Source organism: Rhodococcus sp. DK176 (genome assembly GCF_038447315.2).
In the GTDB taxonomy this organism is placed as follows: Bacteria; Actinomycetota; Actinomycetes; order Mycobacteriales; family Mycobacteriaceae; genus Rhodococcus_F; species Rhodococcus_F jostii_A.
The window spans coordinates 6,743,863-6,761,023 of sequence record NZ_CP118321.2 but is presented as its reverse complement, the minus strand read 5'-3'; the positions used below and the strand labels follow the sequence as shown (position 1 = coordinate 6,761,023).

Annotated in this window: 25 protein-coding genes and 1 pseudogene; 2 read left to right on the top strand and 24 right to left on the bottom strand. The window is 65.7% G+C overall.

Features of this window, described 5'->3' with window-relative positions; genetic code table 11:
* Positions 1 to 67: 67 nt before the first annotated feature.
* On the bottom strand, positions 68 to 1,879 hold the full coding sequence (locus PSR88_RS31340) for a zinc ribbon domain-containing protein (protein WP_342338641.1): 1,812 nt from the start codon (positions 1,877 to 1,879) through the stop codon (positions 68 to 70).
* A gap of 633 nt (positions 1,880 to 2,512) precedes the next feature.
* Here PSR88_RS31340 and eccE point away from each other — a divergent pair.
* A pseudogene (gene eccE, locus PSR88_RS31335) lies at positions 2,513 to 2,968 on the top strand (type VII secretion protein EccE); the annotation flags it as partial.
* Between the two features lie 459 nt (positions 2,969 to 3,427).
* Here the strand turns inward: eccE and PSR88_RS31330 are convergent.
* The 10 genes from PSR88_RS31330 to infA all read right to left on the bottom strand — a co-directional run bounded on the left by PSR88_RS31330 (position 3,428) and on the right by infA (position 9,243).
* The gene (locus PSR88_RS31330; RefSeq protein WP_237724116.1) at positions 3,428 to 3,658 is read right to left on the bottom strand and encodes a hypothetical protein; all 231 of its coding nucleotides are present in this window, start codon (positions 3,656 to 3,658) and stop codon (positions 3,428 to 3,430) included.
* Between the two features lie 202 nt (positions 3,659 to 3,860).
* Positions 3,861 to 4,427, bottom strand: a complete 567-nt coding sequence (locus PSR88_RS31325) for an NADPH-dependent FMN reductase (protein ID WP_083853103.1) — start codon at positions 4,425 to 4,427, stop codon at positions 3,861 to 3,863.
* Positions 4,428 to 4,509: 82 nt separating this feature from the next.
* Positions 4,510 to 5,403: a tRNA pseudouridine(38-40) synthase TruA gene (gene truA, locus PSR88_RS31320; RefSeq protein WP_011598159.1), complete on the bottom strand. Its 894-nt coding sequence runs from the start codon at positions 5,401 to 5,403 to the stop codon at positions 4,510 to 4,512.
* Between the two features lie 5 nt (positions 5,404 to 5,408).
* Positions 5,409 to 5,978: a 50S ribosomal protein L17 gene (gene rplQ, locus PSR88_RS31315; protein WP_005239685.1), complete on the bottom strand. Its 570-nt coding sequence runs from the start codon at positions 5,976 to 5,978 to the stop codon at positions 5,409 to 5,411.
* A gap of 27 nt (positions 5,979 to 6,005) precedes the next feature.
* Complete coding sequence (locus PSR88_RS31310; protein ID WP_005239684.1) at positions 6,006 to 7,067, bottom strand: DNA-directed RNA polymerase subunit alpha; 1,062 nt, start codon at positions 7,065 to 7,067, stop codon at positions 6,006 to 6,008.
* 117 nt (positions 7,068 to 7,184) lie between these two features.
* Positions 7,185 to 7,790: a 30S ribosomal protein S4 gene (rpsD, locus tag PSR88_RS31305; RefSeq protein WP_005253863.1), complete on the bottom strand. Its 606-nt coding sequence runs from the start codon at positions 7,788 to 7,790 to the stop codon at positions 7,185 to 7,187.
* 22 nt (positions 7,791 to 7,812) lie between these two features.
* Positions 7,813 to 8,226 (bottom strand): 30S ribosomal protein S11, encoded by a 414-nt coding sequence (rpsK, locus tag PSR88_RS31300; protein WP_009479376.1) that lies wholly within the window; start codon positions 8,224 to 8,226, stop codon positions 7,813 to 7,815.
* Positions 8,226 to 8,600, bottom strand: coding sequence for a 30S ribosomal protein S13 (gene rpsM, locus PSR88_RS31295; RefSeq protein WP_005239677.1), 375 nt, complete (start codon positions 8,598 to 8,600; stop codon positions 8,226 to 8,228). Before rpsM ends, rpsK begins: the two co-directional genes overlap by 1 nt.
* 221 nt (positions 8,601 to 8,821) lie before the next feature.
* On the bottom strand, positions 8,822 to 8,935 hold the full coding sequence (gene rpmJ / locus PSR88_RS31290) for a 50S ribosomal protein L36 (RefSeq protein WP_003938068.1): 114 nt from the start codon (positions 8,933 to 8,935) through the stop codon (positions 8,822 to 8,824).
* Positions 8,936 to 9,021: 86 nt separating this feature from the next.
* Positions 9,022 to 9,243, bottom strand: coding sequence for a translation initiation factor IF-1 (gene infA / locus PSR88_RS31285; RefSeq protein WP_003418601.1), 222 nt, complete (start codon positions 9,241 to 9,243; stop codon positions 9,022 to 9,024).
* A 263-nt stretch (positions 9,244 to 9,506) separates the two neighbouring features.
* Between infA and dtd the strand changes: the two genes are divergently transcribed.
* A complete protein-coding gene (dtd, locus tag PSR88_RS31280; RefSeq protein ID WP_005253862.1) occupies positions 9,507 to 9,944 on the top strand; it encodes a D-aminoacyl-tRNA deacylase in 438 nt (145 codons plus the stop codon).
* A 25-nt stretch (positions 9,945 to 9,969) separates the two neighbouring features.
* Here the strand turns inward: dtd and map are convergent, their stop codons facing one another.
* The 13 genes from map to rplN all read right to left on the bottom strand — a co-directional run bounded on the left by map (position 9,970) and on the right by rplN (position 17,085).
* A complete protein-coding gene (gene map / locus PSR88_RS31275; protein WP_009479374.1) occupies positions 9,970 to 10,767 on the bottom strand; it encodes a type I methionyl aminopeptidase in 798 nt (265 codons plus the stop codon).
* Entirely contained in the window at positions 10,767 to 11,312 is a 546-nt protein-coding gene (locus PSR88_RS31270; RefSeq protein WP_009479373.1) for an adenylate kinase, read from the bottom strand. Before PSR88_RS31270 ends, map begins: the two co-directional genes overlap by 1 nt.
* Positions 11,309 to 12,622, bottom strand: a complete 1,314-nt coding sequence (gene secY, locus PSR88_RS31265; RefSeq protein ID WP_005239668.1) for a preprotein translocase subunit SecY — start codon at positions 12,620 to 12,622, stop codon at positions 11,309 to 11,311. The genes PSR88_RS31270 and secY overlap by 4 nt, the downstream gene beginning before the upstream one ends.
* Positions 12,623 to 12,812: 190 nt before the next feature.
* Positions 12,813 to 13,256 (bottom strand): 50S ribosomal protein L15, encoded by a 444-nt coding sequence (gene rplO / locus PSR88_RS31260; RefSeq protein WP_005239667.1) that lies wholly within the window; start codon positions 13,254 to 13,256, stop codon positions 12,813 to 12,815.
* A gap of 2 nt (positions 13,257 to 13,258) precedes the next feature.
* Positions 13,259 to 13,438 carry a 50S ribosomal protein L30 gene (gene rpmD, locus PSR88_RS31255; protein ID WP_005253859.1) on the bottom strand — a complete coding sequence of 60 codons (180 nt, stop codon included), beginning with the start codon at positions 13,436 to 13,438 and terminating at the stop codon, positions 13,259 to 13,261.
* Positions 13,438 to 14,094 carry a 30S ribosomal protein S5 gene (rpsE, locus tag PSR88_RS31250; RefSeq protein WP_005253858.1) on the bottom strand — a complete coding sequence of 219 codons (657 nt, stop codon included), beginning with the start codon at positions 14,092 to 14,094 and terminating at the stop codon, positions 13,438 to 13,440. The genes rpmD and rpsE overlap by 1 nt, the downstream gene beginning before the upstream one ends.
* A gap of 37 nt (positions 14,095 to 14,131) precedes the next feature.
* Positions 14,132 to 14,539, bottom strand: a complete 408-nt coding sequence (gene rplR, locus PSR88_RS31245) for a 50S ribosomal protein L18 (protein ID WP_009479372.1) — start codon at positions 14,537 to 14,539, stop codon at positions 14,132 to 14,134.
* Position 14,540: 1 nt separating this feature from the next.
* Positions 14,541 to 15,080: a 50S ribosomal protein L6 gene (gene rplF / locus PSR88_RS31240; RefSeq protein ID WP_009479371.1), complete on the bottom strand. Its 540-nt coding sequence runs from the start codon at positions 15,078 to 15,080 to the stop codon at positions 14,541 to 14,543.
* A 14-nt stretch (positions 15,081 to 15,094) separates the two neighbouring features.
* The gene (rpsH, locus tag PSR88_RS31235; protein ID WP_005239657.1) at positions 15,095 to 15,493 is read right to left on the bottom strand and encodes a 30S ribosomal protein S8; all 399 of its coding nucleotides are present in this window, start codon (positions 15,491 to 15,493) and stop codon (positions 15,095 to 15,097) included.
* Between the two features lie 148 nt (positions 15,494 to 15,641).
* On the bottom strand, positions 15,642 to 15,827 hold the full coding sequence (locus tag PSR88_RS31230) for a type Z 30S ribosomal protein S14 (RefSeq protein WP_005239644.1): 186 nt from the start codon (positions 15,825 to 15,827) through the stop codon (positions 15,642 to 15,644).
* Between the two features lie 4 nt (positions 15,828 to 15,831).
* A complete protein-coding gene (gene rplE, locus PSR88_RS31225) occupies positions 15,832 to 16,398 on the bottom strand; it encodes a 50S ribosomal protein L5 (protein ID WP_005239642.1) in 567 nt (188 codons plus the stop codon).
* A gap of 1 nt (position 16,399) precedes the next feature.
* Positions 16,400 to 16,717, bottom strand: a complete 318-nt coding sequence (gene rplX / locus PSR88_RS31220) for a 50S ribosomal protein L24 (protein ID WP_005239640.1) — start codon at positions 16,715 to 16,717, stop codon at positions 16,400 to 16,402.
* On the bottom strand, positions 16,717 to 17,085 hold the full coding sequence (gene rplN / locus PSR88_RS31215) for a 50S ribosomal protein L14 (RefSeq protein WP_005239639.1): 369 nt from the start codon (positions 17,083 to 17,085) through the stop codon (positions 16,717 to 16,719). The genes rplX and rplN overlap by 1 nt, the downstream gene beginning before the upstream one ends.
* Between the last annotated feature and the right edge of the window lie 76 nt (positions 17,086 to 17,161).

The window sequence follows — 17,161 nt, the reverse complement described above, 5'->3', positions numbered from 1 at the left end:
GCCGCGACGTTCTGGTCTTCCGCGGTCTGCATATCGACGGCGCCCTCCGAGACCGTTGACGTAGCGTCTACGTACATCTCGGACTGTCTGCCACTGGTGTGGCGGGCGCCTGAGATGGACGTGTGTCACGGCTACCCGTATCACCGTGCGGTGGTGTGGGTTGGACCGTGTCCCACACCGACGCTTGTGGTGCAGGAACATGCTGTTTCGGATTCACCCCCAACCGCGGCGTCACGGTGGGCAGGCTACGGCGGACCCGGCGATGCCGGGGCCTGCTCGGGGTCGGACCGGTTTTGTCGCGCGATGGCCGGACCGGCGCGTGTTCGGCGACCCGGACGGCGGGCAGCTGCCCCCGCCGGCGGGTGACGTTGTTCTTGCCGAGGAGCGCGCGTTTGGCCAGGTTCACCCCGGCGATGTGGTCGCGGTTGCCACCGACCCGGCAGCCCGGGCACCACGCGGTGTGGTACCCGCCGGGACGGGCAAGTGGTTCGTCGCAGCCCGGACACCATGCGGACGATCCTCGGGCGGGCACCGAGACCACCGCGATACCAACGGCTGCGGCGGTGTGCGCGAGCGCAGCGACCGCTTGGCGGCGGGCGGACTGCGCGGCCCGGTTGTTGTTGACCCGGCCGTGTCCGCGGGTCTCGAGGGTGCTGAGATCTTCCACCGCGATCACCTGCGCTCCCGCGGTGGTGGCGTAGTCGGTGACCTGGCAGGCGAAGTGGAACGCGAGTTCCCGGTTGATCTTCCCCCGCTTGGCACCCACCGCGGTGCGGTGTTCGTCGAGGACGGCGATCTTCGCCTCCAGCTGGGCGCGGACCTCCGGTGGGGCGGTGGCGGCCAGCCGGGTCAGCCGGGCCGCCTTGGCGTGCAGCAGCTGCCCCTCGGCCTGCAGGCGCGCCAGTTTGATTCCGAGGCCGCGGTCGTCGTAGGTGAAGCCCCGGTAATCCGACACCAGCCCCTCCGGGCTGTCGGTGGTGATGGCGGCGGCACCGAGCGTGGACGGGGACCAATCCACGCCCACCGCCACGGCGGCCGAGTCCAGGTCATCTGCCGGGACGAGTTCGGTGGCGGCGCACCGCCACAACAGACCCCGGCGGTCGAGGACCAGGATCGGCAGATGCCAATCGATGACAGGCCGGCCGCACAGGTGCGCGGGGATGGCCGCGGTCAGCCGCACCCGCCGCCACTGCGCCCGCCCCACCGGCGCGGGACAGGTCGGCAGCTTCACCGTCAACACCAGCTCATGCTCTGCGACGGTGACGGCAAGCTGCGCGAGCTGCCGATCGGCGGCCGACAGTCGGGCCATCGACGCGATCTGCGGTGGTCCCTGCAGCTCGGTGATCCGCAACCGGCCGGCCGGTGCCCCGCCACTGGAGCGGGCGCGTGCGGCGAGCTGGCGCCGCACACCCCGAGCGAAACCCGAGGGCACAGAGTCGCCCGGCTCGGTGGGTGCGGTCAGACGACCGGTGGCCGGGTCGAATCGGGTCGACAGTGCCGCGATCGCGGTGTCCCGGTAGGTCAGGCTCCGCAGGGTCGCCAGCACCTGCGCGGTCACCACCCGGCTCACCCGCGACGGCACATAGACCCCGTCCGGATAGGTCGGATCCCAGCCGAGCCGCGCCGCGGCGACATGACCCTGTGCGGGCAGCCTGCGGTCCTGGCGGTCACGCCCGGCGGCGAGCACGTCGAACGTCGCCGGCCGCCACAGCCGCGACACCAACTCGGCGCCAGCACCTGCAATCAGATCGAGCAGCCACCCCACCCGGGTGTCGACGTCATCGAGGCCGATCCGCTCACCGGTCGCGTCGTCGACCGCCACGTGGGCGCGGGTGGTGAACGAGAACTGCCGCGCCGCGGTCGATCCCGGCCCGGTCACGCCGGGCCCAATTCATGAGCGGCGAGCACCGTCGCGTTCCGAGATGACCCGCGATCGCCCGAGATGCTCACCGGTCACCCCTTCCCCAACCGTGCGGCGGCATCGCCCCGAAGCCGGTGATGATTCTGCTTCGACCTCGACGGAGAGAACCGGCCGGACAACGATGCCAACCGTGCCATGCCGTCATCCATCAACCCTCTCCACCAGCGATGCATCACCCTTCTCTCGCAGGACCTCGACTGTAACGACGGCGTCCGACATTCAGCCTCGGAAGGAGTCCGCAGGCGGGCCGGGGCAATCGATCTCGCCACATGACCCGCACCACCGCGACCCGCCCAGGGCCGCGTCGTCGATCATCCGGCCGCGCAACCGCCGCTCCCGCAAACCCGAACACGATAGTTGTAGACCCGATACACCGCACCAGCAGGCGCCCTCCCGCAACATCTTTTGCTGATCAGGCAGCGACGCCTCTTGCGATCGTGCCCGACAATGCAATGCGTCCACTCTCTCCGGAGTCTGCTCCCGCACACTCTTATGCGGGCCTGCCCAGATAGGCGTCGCGGTCCGTGAGGTCAATGATTCGGTGACCCGAACCGATACGCCGGGAAAAGTAACCGGCCGTCCGATGCCTCGTTGCGCACCCAACTACCGAAGCGCCCACGGTTGAGAGGTAGCGGCAACAGTTGGAGCCTCACGCAGGTCACTCGGGACGGCTTCCAGACGACGCACGAACTCCCCACCGACGCCCTCGCCGCGCGTCTCGTGCAGCACGACATCTCGCTGAGCGGAATCGACATCGCCAGCCAAGGTTATCGTGCCGCGGCCGGCTCCCCCACCACCGACGTGTACGACAGGCTGATCGGTCCGCTCCCGGCGACCGAGACCCGGATGGTCTGGCTCGCCCTGCGATTCGACGCCACCCAGAGCGTTGCCGCCGTGGCGCGGCGCGGCGGCGGCGAGGAAGGCGCATCGCGCGCGATCACGATCGCGGCAAGCCGCGTCGTGCGTGCACTGGCCGATTCCGGCTGCCGCGCCCGCATTCTCACCGCACCGGAGATCGAATCCGCAGCGCTGCAGATCAGTCGCGGCGTCGATCCGAAGACCTTCACGGAGATGTGGAAGCATGCCACTGCCCGGAGTGTGCAACACCGGCTACGGAGTCGACCCGCGCTACCTGACACGAGATCTGCTCGCGAAGCTCTGGGTTCCGTCGAGCCTCGGCACGACCGTGACGATCCGGCTGCGCCCCAGCGCACACCACGGTCAAGTGAAGGTCGGCGCGGCCTGCCGGGTCACCACCCGGACGATGCCCGAGCCGCTCACGATTCCCGGACTCGTCTCGATGCAGGGCAGGCACCGGGACGGACTGCTGTCCAATCTTCCCGTCGCGATGCCGGACCTCGACGACGTGATGCCGTTGACCGACATGTCCGTCGAGGACCTGCGTGCGCTGCAGTTACCGCCCGCGGGGTGCGGCCAGCTCATCGGCTCCGACGACAACGGGCACGGAATCACCGCCCGCATCGCAGGTCCCGGCGTCGGCATGGTCTACGTGGCGGGCGAATTGTATCTCGCCCAGCAACTGGTGTTCCGCGCCGGCGCGACCGGAGCCCGGGTGCTCATCCACACCGATCGGCCCGACACGTGGTCGTCGTTGATCGACTCCATCGCCACACCCGACCGGTTGCGGATCGCCGGCCACAATCCGCAGTCCGACAACAGGTTCAACACCGTCGTGCTCGACGGCGTCAACGCGCTGCCGCCCCGCGCCGGGGTCACCGCGATCTATCTCTACGGAGAACCGAGCCAGTGGCCCGGTGCCGAACCGGACTTGTCGATCGTCCAGCCGAATGCGCTGGGCGACCGCATTCTTCTGTCGACCGGAGGGACGAGTATCGAACTGATGCTGGTCACGATCTCGTCCGAGACGGCATCCCGGCCGGCCTCGCGCGGTGGACGAGTACCCGCCGGTCCACCAGTACTAGCCGGGGTACGGGACCGTCCCGCGCTGGACACGGACTGCGTCGGCCCACCACGCCAACTGCGCCAGCATGCGGTCCGCCGAGTCGATGGCGGCGCCGTCGGTCGTCTGCCCCTGGTCGTCGAATCGCTTGCGCACCTGGTGGAAACTCACGCTCTGCCGCACCGACACCATGTGCAATTCGGCCACCACCTGGCGCAGCTGTTCGGTTGCCCGGAGCCCGCCTGCCAACCCGCCGTACGACACGAAACCGATGGGCTTCGAGCGCCATTCGTGTTTGACGCTGTCGAACGCGGTCTTCAGCGCTGCAGGGTAACCATGGTTGTACTCGGAGGTGACGGCCACGAACCCCTCGGCTCTGCCCACTCGCTCCCGGAATTTGTCCGTCACGGGGGATGCGCCGAGATCCTGCGGCAACGGCGTGTCGGCAAGATCGATGATGCCCACGTCCAGTCCCGGGTAGGCGCGAGCACGTTCGGCGAACCAGGCGGCGACGACGGGAGCGATCCGACCCACTCTGACGGATCCGATGATGATCTCGATCCGGACGGGTGCGACTGCGGTCATGAACAGGCTCCTTCTCTTCCGGAGCCATCGTAGGTGCTGGTGCCTGCGCTAACGCGGTGGTGATCGACGCCGCAGATTCCGGTCAGTCGCCGCAGCAGCCGCCCGGCGCGGTCCTGACGTCCCGGGTGATCTTGTTGCGTGCCGCCAGATCCGCGTCGTCCGGGTAGTCGACGCGCACCAGGGACAGTCCGTGCGCCGGGGCCACCAGGATCGAACTCGACCGCGACTTCTCCTGGAGGAGTCCTTCGATCCAGCCGAGGTCGCGGCGTCCCTCCCCCACGGCGAGAACAGCACCGACGAGACTGCGCACCATCGACCAGCAGAAGGCGTCGGCGCTGACGAAAGCCGTGAACACGTCGCCGTCGCGCTCCCAGTCGAAACGTTGGAGATCGCGGACAGTCGTGGCGCCCTCCCGGCGTTTGCAGAACGCCGCGAAGTCGTGCAACCCCAGCAGCGTCGCGGACGCCGAGCGCATGAGTTCGAGGTCGAGAACCTTCGGATACGACACGGTGTCCCGGGCTCGGAGCGGATCGGCGCCGTAGACCGCCGATGTCAGGCGGTACTCGTAGTGCCTGCGCATCGCGGAGAACCGTGCATCGAAGTGTTCGGGCGCAAAGGCGATCCGCTTGATCCGCACGTCCTTGGGCAGGAACCGCGCGAGCCTGCGGACCAGCCGAGACGGGTCGTCCGGAAGGGCGTCGACCGGAACGTCGACGTGCGCCACCTGTCCGGTGGCGTGGACCCCGGCGTCGGTGCGGCCCGCCACCGTGAGTTGCAACGGCGTGCGCAGGACGGCGCCGAGCTTCTCCTCGATCTCCCCGCACACCGTGCGTAACCCGTTCTGCCGGGCCCACCCGGAGAAATCGGTTCCGTCGTATGCGATGTCCAGGCGCAAGCGACGGGTCCCATACGAAACGGGCCCGCCGTCCCTCGGGGGGACGACGGGCTCGTTCGATTCAGCGTGTGCCGAAACCAAGTGGACTAGTCCTTCTTGGCCTCTTCGGCCTCGGGGGCGTCGGCCGCGGTGGCGGTCTCGTCCTCGATGGCCTCGACGACGGCGTCAGCGTTCTCGACCTCGGCGTCGGTTGCCTCGGCCTCGACGGCCTCGACGACGTTCTCCTCGGCGGGAGCTGCAGCCGGCGCATCCTTCGATGCCTTCACGCGACGAGCGCGGTCGGCCTCGGAGGTGACGGTCTTCTCCTTGACGAGCTCGATGATCGCCATCGGCGCGTTGTCGCCCTTGCGGGGGACCGTCTTGATGATGCGGGTGTAGCCGCCGTCACGATCGGCGTAGAACGGGCCGATCTCCGCGAACAGGGTGTGCACGACATCCTTGTTGCGGATGACCTTCAGAACCTCGCGACGGTGAGCCAGGGTTCCGGCCTTGGCGTGCGTGACGAGCTTCTCGGCGTACGGGCGCAGGGCCTTGGCCTTGGACTCCGTGGTGGTGATGCGGCCGTGCTCGAAGAGCGCGGTAGCCAGATTGGCGAAGATCGCCTTCTGGTGCGAAGCCGACCCGCCGAAGCGGGCACCCTTCTTGGGCTTGGGCATGATGATCTCCTAGTAAAGGACCGTGAGCTACAGCTGTTCGGTCTCGGCGTAGTCCTCGGTGCCCTCGGCATCACCGAAGGAACCGGCGTCCGTGTCGCTCCACGTTCCGGTGGCGGCGTCGTAGCCGGCAACGGTGGTGGGATCGAAGGACGCGGGGCTGTCCTTGAGGGCCAGGCCGAGCGAATGCAGCTTGACCTTGACCTCGTCGATGGACTTCTGTCCGAAGTTGCGGATGTCGAGCAGATCGGACTCGGTACGGCCGACAAGCTCACCGACGGTGTGAACACCTTCGCGCTTGAGGCAGTTGTAGGAACGGACCGTGAGGTCCAGGTCCTCGATGGGCAGTCCGAACGAAGCAATGTGATCGGCCTCGGCAGGCGAAGGTCCGATCTCGATGCCTTCTGCTTCGACGTTCAGCTCACGGGCCAGGCCGAAGAGCTCAACCAGGGTCTTGCCTGCCGAAGCGAGCGCGTCCCGAGCGGTGATGGAGTTCTTGGTTTCCACATCGAGCACGAGCCGATCGAAGTCGGTGCGCTGCTCGACGCGGGTGGCCTCCACCTTGTAGGTGACCTTGAGCACCGGCGAGTAGATCGAGTCGACCGGGATACGGCCGATCTCGGCGCCGGACGCCTTGTTCTGGACGGCGGGGACGTAGCCGCGACCGCGCTCGACGACGAGCTCGATCTCCAGCTTTCCCTTGTCGTTCAGGGTGGCGATGTGCAGATCCGGGTTGTTCACGGTGACGCCGGCCGGGGGCACGATGTCGCCTGCGGTCACAGCGCCGGGGCCCTGCTTGCGGACGTACATGGTGACCGGCTCGTCCTCTTCGGAGCTCACGACGAGGCCCTTGAGGTTCAGGATGATGTCGGTGACATCTTCCTTCACACCGGGAACTGTGGTGAACTCGTGCAGAACGCCGTCGATGCGGATGCTGGTGACAGCAGCGCCGGGAATCGACGAGAGCAGCGTGCGGCGGAGCGAGTTGCCGAGGGTGTACCCGAAGCCTGGCTCGAGGGGCTCGATGACGAACTTCGAGCGGTTGTCAGCGATGACCTCTTCGGTCAGCGTGGGTCGCTGAGAAATGAGCATTTGGATTTCCTCCTGTACGGGCGTCCGCTATTTGACGCCCACGATGGGAAAGGCACTTCGTGCCCGTGCGCCTTTCCGGTAGTCGGAACTACCGGAAAGGCGCACGAGCCGTCAGGCCTACTTCGAGTAGTACTCGACGATGAGCTGTTCCTGCAGAGGAACGTCGATCTGCGCACGCTCGGGAAGCTGGTGAACCAGAACCCGGAGACGTCCACCGACAACCTGCAGCCAACCCGGGATCGGGCGATCGCCCTGGGTCTCGCGCGCAACCTGGAAGGGAAGCGTGGACAGCGACTTCTCCTTGACATCGATGATGTCGTACTGGGAGACGCGGTAGCTGGGGATGTCGACCTTCTTGTTGTTCACAAGGAGGTGGCCGTGGGTGACCAGCTGACGGGCCTGGCGGCGGGTGCGAGCCAGTCCGGCGCGGTACACGACGTTGTCGAGACGCGACTCCAGGATGCGGAGCAGGTTCTCACCGGTCTTACCGGGGCGGTTGTTCGCCTCCTTGTAGTACAGGCGGAACTGCTTCTCCATGACGCCGTAGGTGAAGCGAGCCTTCTGCTTCTCCTGCAGCTGGAGCAGGTACTCGCTCTCCTTGATCCGCGCGCGGCCGTGCTGGCCCGGCGGGTAGGGACGACGCTCGAACGCCTGGTCGCCTCCAACGAGGTCGACGCGCAGACGACGCGACTTGCGGGTGATGGGTCCGGTATAACGTGCCATTTTCTTCTACCTATCCTTCCCGCTAGACCCGACGCCGCTTGGGCGGACGGCAGCCGTTGTGCGGCTGGGGGGTGACATCGGAGATGGTGCCGACCTCGAGGCCCGCGGCCTGAAGCGAGCGGATCGCGGTCTCACGGCCGGAGCCGGGGCCCTTGACGAAGACGTCGACCTTCTTGACACCGTGCTCCTGCGCCTTGCGGGCTGCGTTCTCGGCGGCCAGCTGAGCGGCGAACGGGGTCGACTTACGCGAACCCTTGAAGCCGACGTGTCCCGAGGACGCCCAGGAAATCACGTTTCCGGCGGGGTCCGTGATGGACACGATGGTGTTGTTGAACGTGCTCTTGATGTGAGCGGCGCCGTGCGGGACGTTCTTCTTGTCCCTGCGACGCGCCTTCTGGGTCTTCTTCGGACCGGTGCCACGTGACTTGGGGGGCATTACTTCGCCTTCTTCTTGCCTGCAATGGTGCGCTTCGGACCCTTACGGGTGCGGGCGTTGGTCTTGGTGCGCTGACCACGCACGGGCAGACCACGACGGTGGCGCAGGCCCTGGTAGCAGCCGATCTCGATCTTGCGTCGGATGTCGGCCTGGACCTCGCGGCGAAGGTCACCCTCGACCTTCAGCGACTCCTCGATGTACTCGCGGAGCTTGGCCAGATCCTCGTCCGAGAGATCCTTGCTCCGCAGATCCGGGCTGACGCCGGTGGCGTCCAGGATCTCCTTGGAGCGGGTACGGCCGATGCCGTAGATGTAAGTAAGTGCGATCTCCATCCGCTTTTCACGGGGAAGATCGACACCTGCGAGACGTGCCATGTCGGCATTTCCTATCGGTGTGCGGAGGTCTGCTCCCAGTCCATCCCCTGTGCCTCTTCAAACGTCGACGGTCTCGCGACCGACAATGCTTCAACTAACTCAGTGGGGCCCCGGCCTCCGTGCCGGGGGTGAACCAGTACCTGCTCGAAAGCCGTGAGTACTGGCTGGTGCTGGGAGGTCATCTTTGCTTGTTGCCAAGCAGATCCTCGAAAAGCGGAGATCTAGCCCTGACGCTGCTTGTGGCGCAGGTTCTCGCAGATCACCATGACCCGGCCGTTACGACGGATCACCTTGCACTTTTCGCAGATCTTCTTGACGCTCGGCTGAACCTTCACGTCTTCTGATCTCCTGTTTTGTGGCAGCCCACTACGCAGAGCCGCAGCGGACGTACTTCTCCCCGACCTGGTCGGGCGGGGAAGCTTTACTTGTACCGGTAAACGATGCGTCCGCGCGACAAGTCGTAGGGCGAGAGCTCTACGACAACGCGATCTTCCGGGAGGATGCGAATGTAGTGCTGACGCATCTTTCCGCTGATGTGGGCGAGAACCTTGTGGCCGTTCTCGAGCTCAATGCGGAACATCGCATTGGGCAGCGGCTCGACTACTCGTCCCTCGACCTCGATGGCCCCGTCTTTCTTAGCCATATCCTCCGCGATCCATGTGGTTTGGCGTGCTTATTGCATCTGTTTCCGTTACCGTGGCGCCCAATGGGATCTTCACCGGCCGAAACATGAACAATCCGGATCGAATCCGGCACTGGGCACGCAGACAACCGGCACGCATAGCGCACCGTTGATCCATGTTACGGGAAATTGCTCACCAGGCCAAATGCGGTCCCCGACGGAGCCGCCCGCCCGGCAGAATTCGACTTCCGATACCCACGGCCACGATGCGAAGGATGGTGTGCGTGCGCGCCCTGGTACAGCGAGTGACGTCCGCGTCGGTCCGCGTCGACGGCGACGAGGTCGGACGGATCACTCCCCCGGCCGGCGGCCACGGGCTGCTCGTCCTGGTCGGCGTCACCCATACGGACGACGAGGCGAAGGCGGCTCTGCTCGCGAAGAAGGTGTGGACCATGCGCATCCTGGAGAACGAACAGTCCGCGTCCGACCTCGACGCCCCGGTGCTCGTCGCCAGTCAGTTCACGCTCATGGCGGACACCCGCCGGGGCCGGCGCCCGTCCTGGTCCGCCGCGGCGCCGAGGCCGGTGGCGGAACCACTCGTGGACGAGTTCACCGGCGCCCTGCGCGAGCTGGGCGCGACCGTCGAGACCGGCGTGTTCGGCGAACACATGGAAATCAGCCTCGTCAACGACGGCCCGGTGACGTTGCTTATCGACGTATAGGCCCGCGCCCTCCGGCGGCCGGCCGCTACTCCGGACGCAGGGTCAGGATGCGCGGCCCATCCTCGGTGACCGCGACCGTGTGCTCCCAGTGCGCGGCACGGGTGCCGTCGGAGGTGACGACCGTCCAATCATCCTCGAGGACAACGGTATCGGTGGTGCCGAGGGTCAACATCGGTTCGATCGCCAGAACGGAGCCGACCACCAGTTGCGGCCCCTTGCCCGGAGCGCCCTCGTTGGCGAGGAACGGCTCCATGTGCATTTCGCGACCGATGCCGTGACCGCCGTAGCCGTCGACGATGCCGTACTTTCGGTCGTGCGCCACCTCGGCGGCGCGGGTGCCGAGTTCGATGGCGTGGGAGATGTCGGTGAGGCGGTTGCCGGGAAGCATCGCCGCGATCCCCGCCTCCATGGACAGCCGAGTGGCCTCGCTGAGCTGCTGATCCGCTTCGATGATGTCTCCGACACCGAAAGTCCACGCAGAGTCGCCGTGCCAGCCGTCGAGAATGGCGCCGCAGTCGATGGAGACGAGGTCTCCCTCGGCGAGAATGTCTTCCGCCGAGGGAATCCCGTGCACCACACGATCGTTGACGGACGAACAGATCGATCCGCTGAACCCGTGGTAGCCCTTGAACGAGGGCACGGCGCCTGCGCCGCGGATGACCGATTCGGCCACCTCGTCGAGTTCGAGCGTGCTCACACCCGGCTTCGCCGCATCGCGGACCGCCACCAGAGCCGCACCGACGATGGCACCGGCGGCCGCCATCGCGTCGAGCTCGCCTGCGGTCCGGAACGGAACGACCTTGCGCTTACGCCCGAAGCCCATTACTTACCCAACGCTGCCAGTGCACGAGCGTTGACCTCGTCGACCTCGCCCAGGGCGTCGACGGTCACCAGCTGGTCCTTGTAGTAGTCCAGCAGCGGCGCGGTCTCCTCGCGGTACACCCGGAGCCGGTTGCGGATGACGTCTTCCTTGTCGTCGGCGCGGCCACGGGCCAGCATCCGCTCGACCACGACGTCCTCGTCGACGATGAAGGACAGCACTGCGTCGAGCTTGGTGTTCAGCTCGGCGAGGATCGCCTCGAGCGCCTGAGCCTGGTCGACCGTCCGGGGGAAGCCGTCCAGGAGGAATCCGTTGGCCGCGTCCGGCTCGCCGACACGGGCCTTCACCATGTTGTTGGTGATCTCGCTGGGAACCAGGTCCCCGGCGTCCAGGTACTTCTTCGCCTCGAGGCCGAGGGGGGTGGCCTGGCCGATGTTCGCGCGGAACAGGTCGCCCGTCGAGATGTGCGGGACGCCGAGCTTCTCGGACAGAATCGCGGCCTGGGTGCCCTTGCCTGCACCGGGAGGACCAAGGAGGACAAGTCTCACTTGAGGAACCCTTCGTAGTTACGTTGCATCAATTGACTTTCGATCTGCTTGACCGTGTCCAGGGCGACGCTGACGAGAATCAGCACGGCCGCACCACCGAAGATGCTGCTGGAGGTCTGGCTTCCGGACAGGAAGAAGTGGGGCAGCACCGCGATCAGGCCGAGGTAGATCGAGCCGGGAACGGTGATGCGGTTGAGCACGTAATTCAGGTAGTCCGCGGTGGGGCGACCGGGGCGGATACCGGGAATGAAACCGCCGAACTTCTTCATCTCGTCCGCGCGCTCTTCCGGATTGAACGTGATCGCGACGTAGAAGAACACGAAGAACACGATCAGCGCGAAGTAGATGACGATGTACACCGGGTTGTTCGGATTCACCAGGTACTCGTTGATGATCCGCTGCCACCAGCTGGGATCGGCGGACGACGTGGCGCCGGTGAGCTGCGCGATGAGGTTCGGCAGATACAGAAGCGACGACGCGAAGATGACCGGGATGATGCCGGCCTGGTTGACCTTGAGCGGCAGGTACGTCGACGAACCGCCGTACATCTTGCGGCCGACCATGCGCTTGGCGTACTGCACGGGGATCCGCCGCTGGCCCTGCTCGACGAACACGACGCCGGCGATGATGGCGAGGGCCGCGACGCAGATGATCGCGAAGATCAGTCCCCCACGGCTGTCCAGGATGGCCTTGCCCTCGGACGGCAGGCGGGACGCGATACCCGAGAAGATCAGGAGCGACATGCCGTTACCGACACCGCGCTCGGTGATGACCTCACCGAACCACATGACGAGAGCAGCGCCCGCGGTCATGACCAGCACGATGATCACGAGGCCGAAGATGCTCTTGTCGGCGATGATCTCTTCCTGGCATCCCTGCAGCAGCTGGCCGCGCGACGCGAGCGCCACGATGCCGGTGGCCTGCAGGATCGCCAGGGCGATCGACAGATAACGCGTGTACTGCGTCATCTTCGCCTGGCCGGACTGGCCTTCCTTCCGAAGTTCCTCGAACTTCGGGATGACGACCGTCAACAGCTGGACGATGATGCTGGCCGTGATGTACGGCATGATGCCGATCGCGAAAATGGACAGCTGGAGTAGCGCGCCGCCGGAGAACAGGTTGATCAGCGAGTAGATACCCGCGGAGTCACCGCCCGACAGCTGATCGACACAGGCTCGGACGTTCCCGTAGTCGACGCCCGGCGACGGAATCACGGCACCGATGCGATAGAGCGCAACGAGACCGAGCGCGATGAGGATCTTCCGCCTCAGGTCTGGGGTCCTGAGGGCCGAGACGAAGGCGGAAAGCAAAGATCCTCCTGGCACGACGGTGGGGAGACGAGTCGAAAGCAGACTTGTCCGTGAATGAACTCTAGAACTCTAACAGTGGCAACTGAACGCACAGTTGGGAGACCTGCGGCAGGGCTGCCCGTACAGCCGCAAATGGCCGCAGTACAGCGCGAGGCTGTACTGCGGCCATCTACTGGCTAGCGGTGATAGCTCACAGCTCGGTGGCGGTACCACCGGCAGCAGCGATCTTCTCCTTGGCGGAGCCGGTGAACTTGTCGACCGTCACCTGGACGGCGACAGTCAGGTCGCCGTCGCCGAGAACCTTGACGAGCTGGTTCTTGCGGACGGCACCCTTGGCAACGAGGTCCTCGACCGTGACCTGTCCACCTTCGGGGAACAGACGGGCGATGTCGCCGACGTTGACGACCTGGTACTCGGTGCGGAACGGGTTGGTGAAACCCTTGAGCTTGGGCAGACGCATGTGCAGCGGCATCTGTCCACCCTCGAAGGCGGCGGGCACGTTCTTGCGGGCCTTGGTGCCCTTGGTGCCGCGACCGGCGGTCTTGCCGCGCTTGCCGCCTTCACCACGACCGACACGAATCTTGTCGGACTTGGCTCCCGGCGCGGGGCGTAGGTGATGCAGTTTGATGGTCATGGTTAGACCTCCTCAACTGTGACGAGGTGGCGCACCACGTTGATCAGACCGCGGTTCTGAGCATTGTCCTCGCGGACAACCGTCTGACGGATGCCCTTCAAGCCGAGGGTGCGCAGCGAGTTCCGCTGGTTCTGCTTGGTACCGATGGTGCTCTTGATCTGAGTGACCTTGAGTTCGGCCATTACTTCACGCTCCCAGCCTGTGCGCGCGCACGCAGCATGCCGGCGGGGGCAACGTCCTCGAGGGCGAGACCGCGGCGAGCGGCAACTTCCTCGGGGCGCTGCAGGCCCTTGAGCGCAGCAACGGTCGCATGCACAACATTGATGGCGTTGTCGCTACCGAGCGACTTCGACAGAATGTCGTGGATGCCGGCGCATTCCAGCACGGCACGCACCGCGCCACCGGCGATGACACCGGTACCGGGGCTTGCCGGACGCAGCATGACGACGCCCGCTGCGGCCTCACCCTGAACCGGGTGCGTGATGGTGCTGCCGATCATCGGAACGCGGAAGAAGCTCTTACGAGCCTCCTCGACGCCCTTCTGGATGGCCGCAGGAACTTCCTTGGCCTTGCCGTAGCCGACGCCGACCAGTCCGTTGCCGTCGCCCACGATCACAAGCGCGGTGAAGCTGAAGCGACGACCACCCTTGACGACCTTCGACACGCGGTTGATCGTGACGACGCGCTCGATGTGGTTCGACTTCTCGGCCGACTGTCCGCCGCGACGATCGTCGCGACCGCCACCACGACGGTCGCCGCCGCCGCGGTTGTCCCCGGTGTTGGGGCCATTCTGTCCGGCGGGTCCGCTTCCGCCGTCACGCCTCTGACGTCCCGGCATCAGGCTGTCCTTCCGTTCATGTACTCGGTCTTGGTCATCAGAACTTCAACCCGCCTTCGCGAGCTGCGTCCGCAAGGGCCGCGATGCGACCGTGGTAGCCGTGTCCACCGTGGTCGAACACGACGGCCTCGACACCGGCTGCCTTCGCGCGCTCGGCGATCAGCTGACCGACCTTCGCACTGAGGGCCTTCTTGTCGCCGTCCGCTGCACGCACGTCGGCCTCGGTGGTCGACGCCGCAGCCAGGGTGTGGCCTGCGAGGTCGTCCACGAGCTGGACGTGGATGTGGCGCGCGGACCGGTTGACGACCAGGCGGGGACGCTCGGGCGTGCCGGAGACCTTCTTGCGGAGACGGAAGTGACGACGCACCTTCGACAGGCGACGCTTCGTGGACGCATCCTTGCCGAGCGGAATCCGCTTGGCTTTCTGGTTTGCAGTCTGGCTCATATCACTTACCCGTCTTTCCGACCTTGCGGCGGATCTGCTCACCCTCGTAACGCACGCCCTTGCCCTTGTACGGGTCCGGACGACGGAGACGACGGATGTTGGCCGAGATCTGCCCGACCTTCTGCTTGTCGATGCCCGACACCGAGAACTTGGTGGGCGACTCGACCGCGAAGGTGATGCCTTCCGGAGCCTCGATCGGAACCGGGTGGCTGTAGCCGAGTGCGAACTCGAGGTCCTTGCCCTTGAGAGCGACGCGGTAACCGACGCCGTGAATCTCCATCTTGGTGGTGTAACCGTCGGTGACACCGGTGATGAGGTTCTGCACCAGGGTGCGAGACAGACCGTGCAGCGCGCGGCTGCGACGCTCGTCGTCCGGACGAGTCACGCTGAGCGTGCCGTCGTCGTTCTTCGCAATGGCAATCGGCTCGGAGATCGTCAGGGCCAGCGAGCCCTTGGGACCCTTGACCGTGACGTCCTGGCCGTCGATCGAGACGTCGACGCCGCCGGGGACGGTGACGGGAATCTTTCCAATACGCGACATTGTGGTGGCCTCCCTTACCAGACGTAGGCGAGGACTTCCCCGCCCACTCCTTGATTGGCCGCCTGGCGATCGGTGAGCAGGCCGGTGGACGTGGAAATGATCGCCACTCCGAGGCCGCCCAGAACCTTGGGCAGGTTGGTGGACTTCGCGTACACACGCAGACCGGGCTTGGAGACGCGACGCACGCCGGCAAGGCTGCGCTCACGGCTCGGGCCGTACTTCAGGTCGACGATGAGGGTCTTGCCCACCTCGGCGTCTTCGGTGCGGTAGTCGGCGATGTAACCCTCGCGCTTGAGGATCTCGGCGATGTTCGCCTTGATCTTCGAGTGGGGCAACTTCACCTCATCGTGGTACGCCGTGTTGGCGTTGCGCAGACGCGTCAAGAAGTCTGCGATGGGGTCGGTCATGGTCATGAGGTTGACCTCTACCTTTCTCACAACGGTTCCCTCTGCCGATTCCGGCGCAGGCCTATCGCGAAGTAGGTCTTACGTTTCCCGGTCCGAGGTTACGAACCGGAAGTCTGTGGGGTGACGCCGCCGCCGAGGCGACGGCGTCACCGGCTCACCAGGAGCTCTTGTGAACGCCGGGCAGCTCGCCGGCGTGCGCCATCTCACGGACGCAGATTCGGCACAGGCCGAACTTGCGGAACACCGAGTGCGGACGGCCGCAGCGCTGGCAGCGGGTGTAGGCGCGCACCGCGAACTTGGGCTTCTTGTTGGCCTTGTTGACCAATGCCTTCTTAGCCATTAGCTCAGTTCTCCTTGAACGGGAAGCCGAGGTGCTTCAGCAGGGCACGGCCTTCTTCGTTGTTGGTCGCGGTGGTCACCACGGTGATGTCCATGCCGCGCGGGCGGTCGATCTTGTCCACGTCGATCTCGTGGAACATCGACTGCTCGTTCAGGCCGAACGTGTAGTTGCCGTTGCCGTCGAACTGGTTGCCCGACAGGCCGCGGAAGTCCCTGATGCGGGGAAGCGCGACGGACACGAGACGGTCCAGGAACTCCCACATGCGGTCGCCACGCAGCGTGACGCGGGCACCGATCGGCATTCCCTCGCGGAGCTTGAACTGCGCGATGGACTTGCGTGCCTTGCGGATCTCGGGCTTCTGACCGGTGATCAGAGCGAGATCGTTGACGGCACCGTTGATCAGCTTGGCGTCGCGCGCGGCGTCACCGACACCCATGTTGACGACGACCTTGACGACGCCGGGGATCTGCATCACGTTGGCGTAGTCGAACTCGGTGTTCAGCGCAGCCTTGATCTCCTCGCGGTAGCGAGTCTTCAGGCGCGGCTGGATCTTGTTCTCAGTGGAGGTCATGTCAGATGTCCTTCCCGTTCTTCCGGGAAATCCGAACGCGCTTGCCGGACTCTTCGTCGGTCCGGTAGCCCACGCGGGTGGGGTTGCCGTCCGAGTCGACGACCGCGACGTTGGAAACGTGGATCGGGGCTTCCTGCGTGACGATGCCGCCGGAGGAGGCTCCGCGCTCGTTCGCGGAAACCGCGGTGTGCTTCTTGATGCGGTTCACGCCTTCGACGAGGACCTTGTTGGTCGCGGGGTAGGCCTGGATGACCTTGCCCTTCGCGCCCTTGTCCTTGCCGGCGATGACCAGCACGGTGTCACCCTTGTGCACCTTCATCACAGCACCTCCGGGGCGAGCGAGACGATCTTCATGAACTTCTTCTCACGCAGCTCACGGCCGACGGGGCCGAAGATGCGGGTGCCACGAGGATCGTTGTCCGGCTTGATGAGGACGGCGGCGTTCTCGTCGAACTTGATGTACGACCCGTCCGGACGGCGACGCTCCTTGGTGGTACGGACGATGACGGCCTTGACGACCTCGCCCTTCTTGATGTTTCCACCCGGGATGGCGTCCTTGACGGTGGCGACGATGATGTCACCGATCCCGGCGTAGCGGCGAGACGAACCACCGAGAACGCGGATGCAGAGAATCTCCTTGGCACCCGTGTTGTCGGCGACGCGCAGCCGCGACTCCTGCTGAATCACTTACTTCTCCTTGACCTGGACTGTTGCACGGCAGATTTCCGACCCGACGTGCGCGGTCTGTACCCGTGCCCTGCGA

Coding starts and splice junctions, on each gene's coding strand:
- PSR88_RS31325 (WP_083853103.1), bottom strand. CDS start 4,427: ATGACCGCAGTCGCACCCGTCCGGATCGAGATCATCATCGGATCCGTC.
- rplQ (WP_005239685.1), bottom strand. CDS start 5,978: ATGCCCAAGCCCAAGAAGGGTGCCCGCTTCGGCGGGTCGGCTTCGCAC.
- PSR88_RS31310 (WP_005239684.1), bottom strand. CDS start 7,067: ATGCTCATTTCTCAGCGACCCACGCTGACCGAAGAGGTCATCGCTGAC.
- rpsD (WP_005253863.1), bottom strand. CDS start 7,790: ATGGCACGTTATACCGGACCCATCACCCGCAAGTCGCGTCGTCTGCGC.
- rpsK (WP_009479376.1), bottom strand. CDS start 8,226: ATGCCCCCCAAGTCACGTGGCACCGGTCCGAAGAAGACCCAGAAGGCG.
- rpsM (WP_005239677.1), bottom strand. CDS start 8,600: ATGGCACGTCTCGCAGGTGTCGATCTTCCCCGTGAAAAGCGGATGGAG.
- infA (WP_003418601.1), bottom strand. CDS start 9,243: ATGGCTAAGAAAGACGGGGCCATCGAGGTCGAGGGACGAGTAGTCGAG.
- map (WP_009479374.1), bottom strand. CDS start 10,767: ATGGGCTTCGGGCGTAAGCGCAAGGTCGTTCCGTTCCGGACCGCAGGC.
- rplO (WP_005239667.1), bottom strand. CDS start 13,256: ATGACCATCAAACTGCATCACCTACGCCCCGCGCCGGGAGCCAAGTCC.
- rpmD (WP_005253859.1), bottom strand. CDS start 13,438: ATGGCCGAACTCAAGGTCACTCAGATCAAGAGCACCATCGGTACCAAG.
- rpsE (WP_005253858.1), bottom strand. CDS start 14,094: ATGCCGGGACGTCAGAGGCGTGACGGCGGAAGCGGACCCGCCGGACAG.
- rplR (WP_009479372.1), bottom strand. CDS start 14,539: ATGAGCCAGACTGCAAACCAGAAAGCCAAGCGGATTCCGCTCGGCAAG.
- rplF (WP_009479371.1), bottom strand. CDS start 15,080: ATGTCGCGTATTGGAAAGATTCCCGTCACCGTCCCCGGCGGCGTCGAC.
- rpsH (WP_005239657.1), bottom strand. CDS start 15,493: ATGACCATGACCGACCCCATCGCAGACTTCTTGACGCGTCTGCGCAAC.
- PSR88_RS31230 (WP_005239644.1), bottom strand. CDS start 15,827: ATGGCTAAGAAGGCATTGGTCAACAAGGCCAACAAGAAGCCCAAGTTC.
- rplE (WP_005239642.1), bottom strand. CDS start 16,398: ATGACCTCCACTGAGAACAAGATCCAGCCGCGCCTGAAGACTCGCTAC.
- rplX (WP_005239640.1), bottom strand. CDS start 16,717: ATGAAGGTGCACAAGGGTGACACCGTGCTGGTCATCGCCGGCAAGGAC.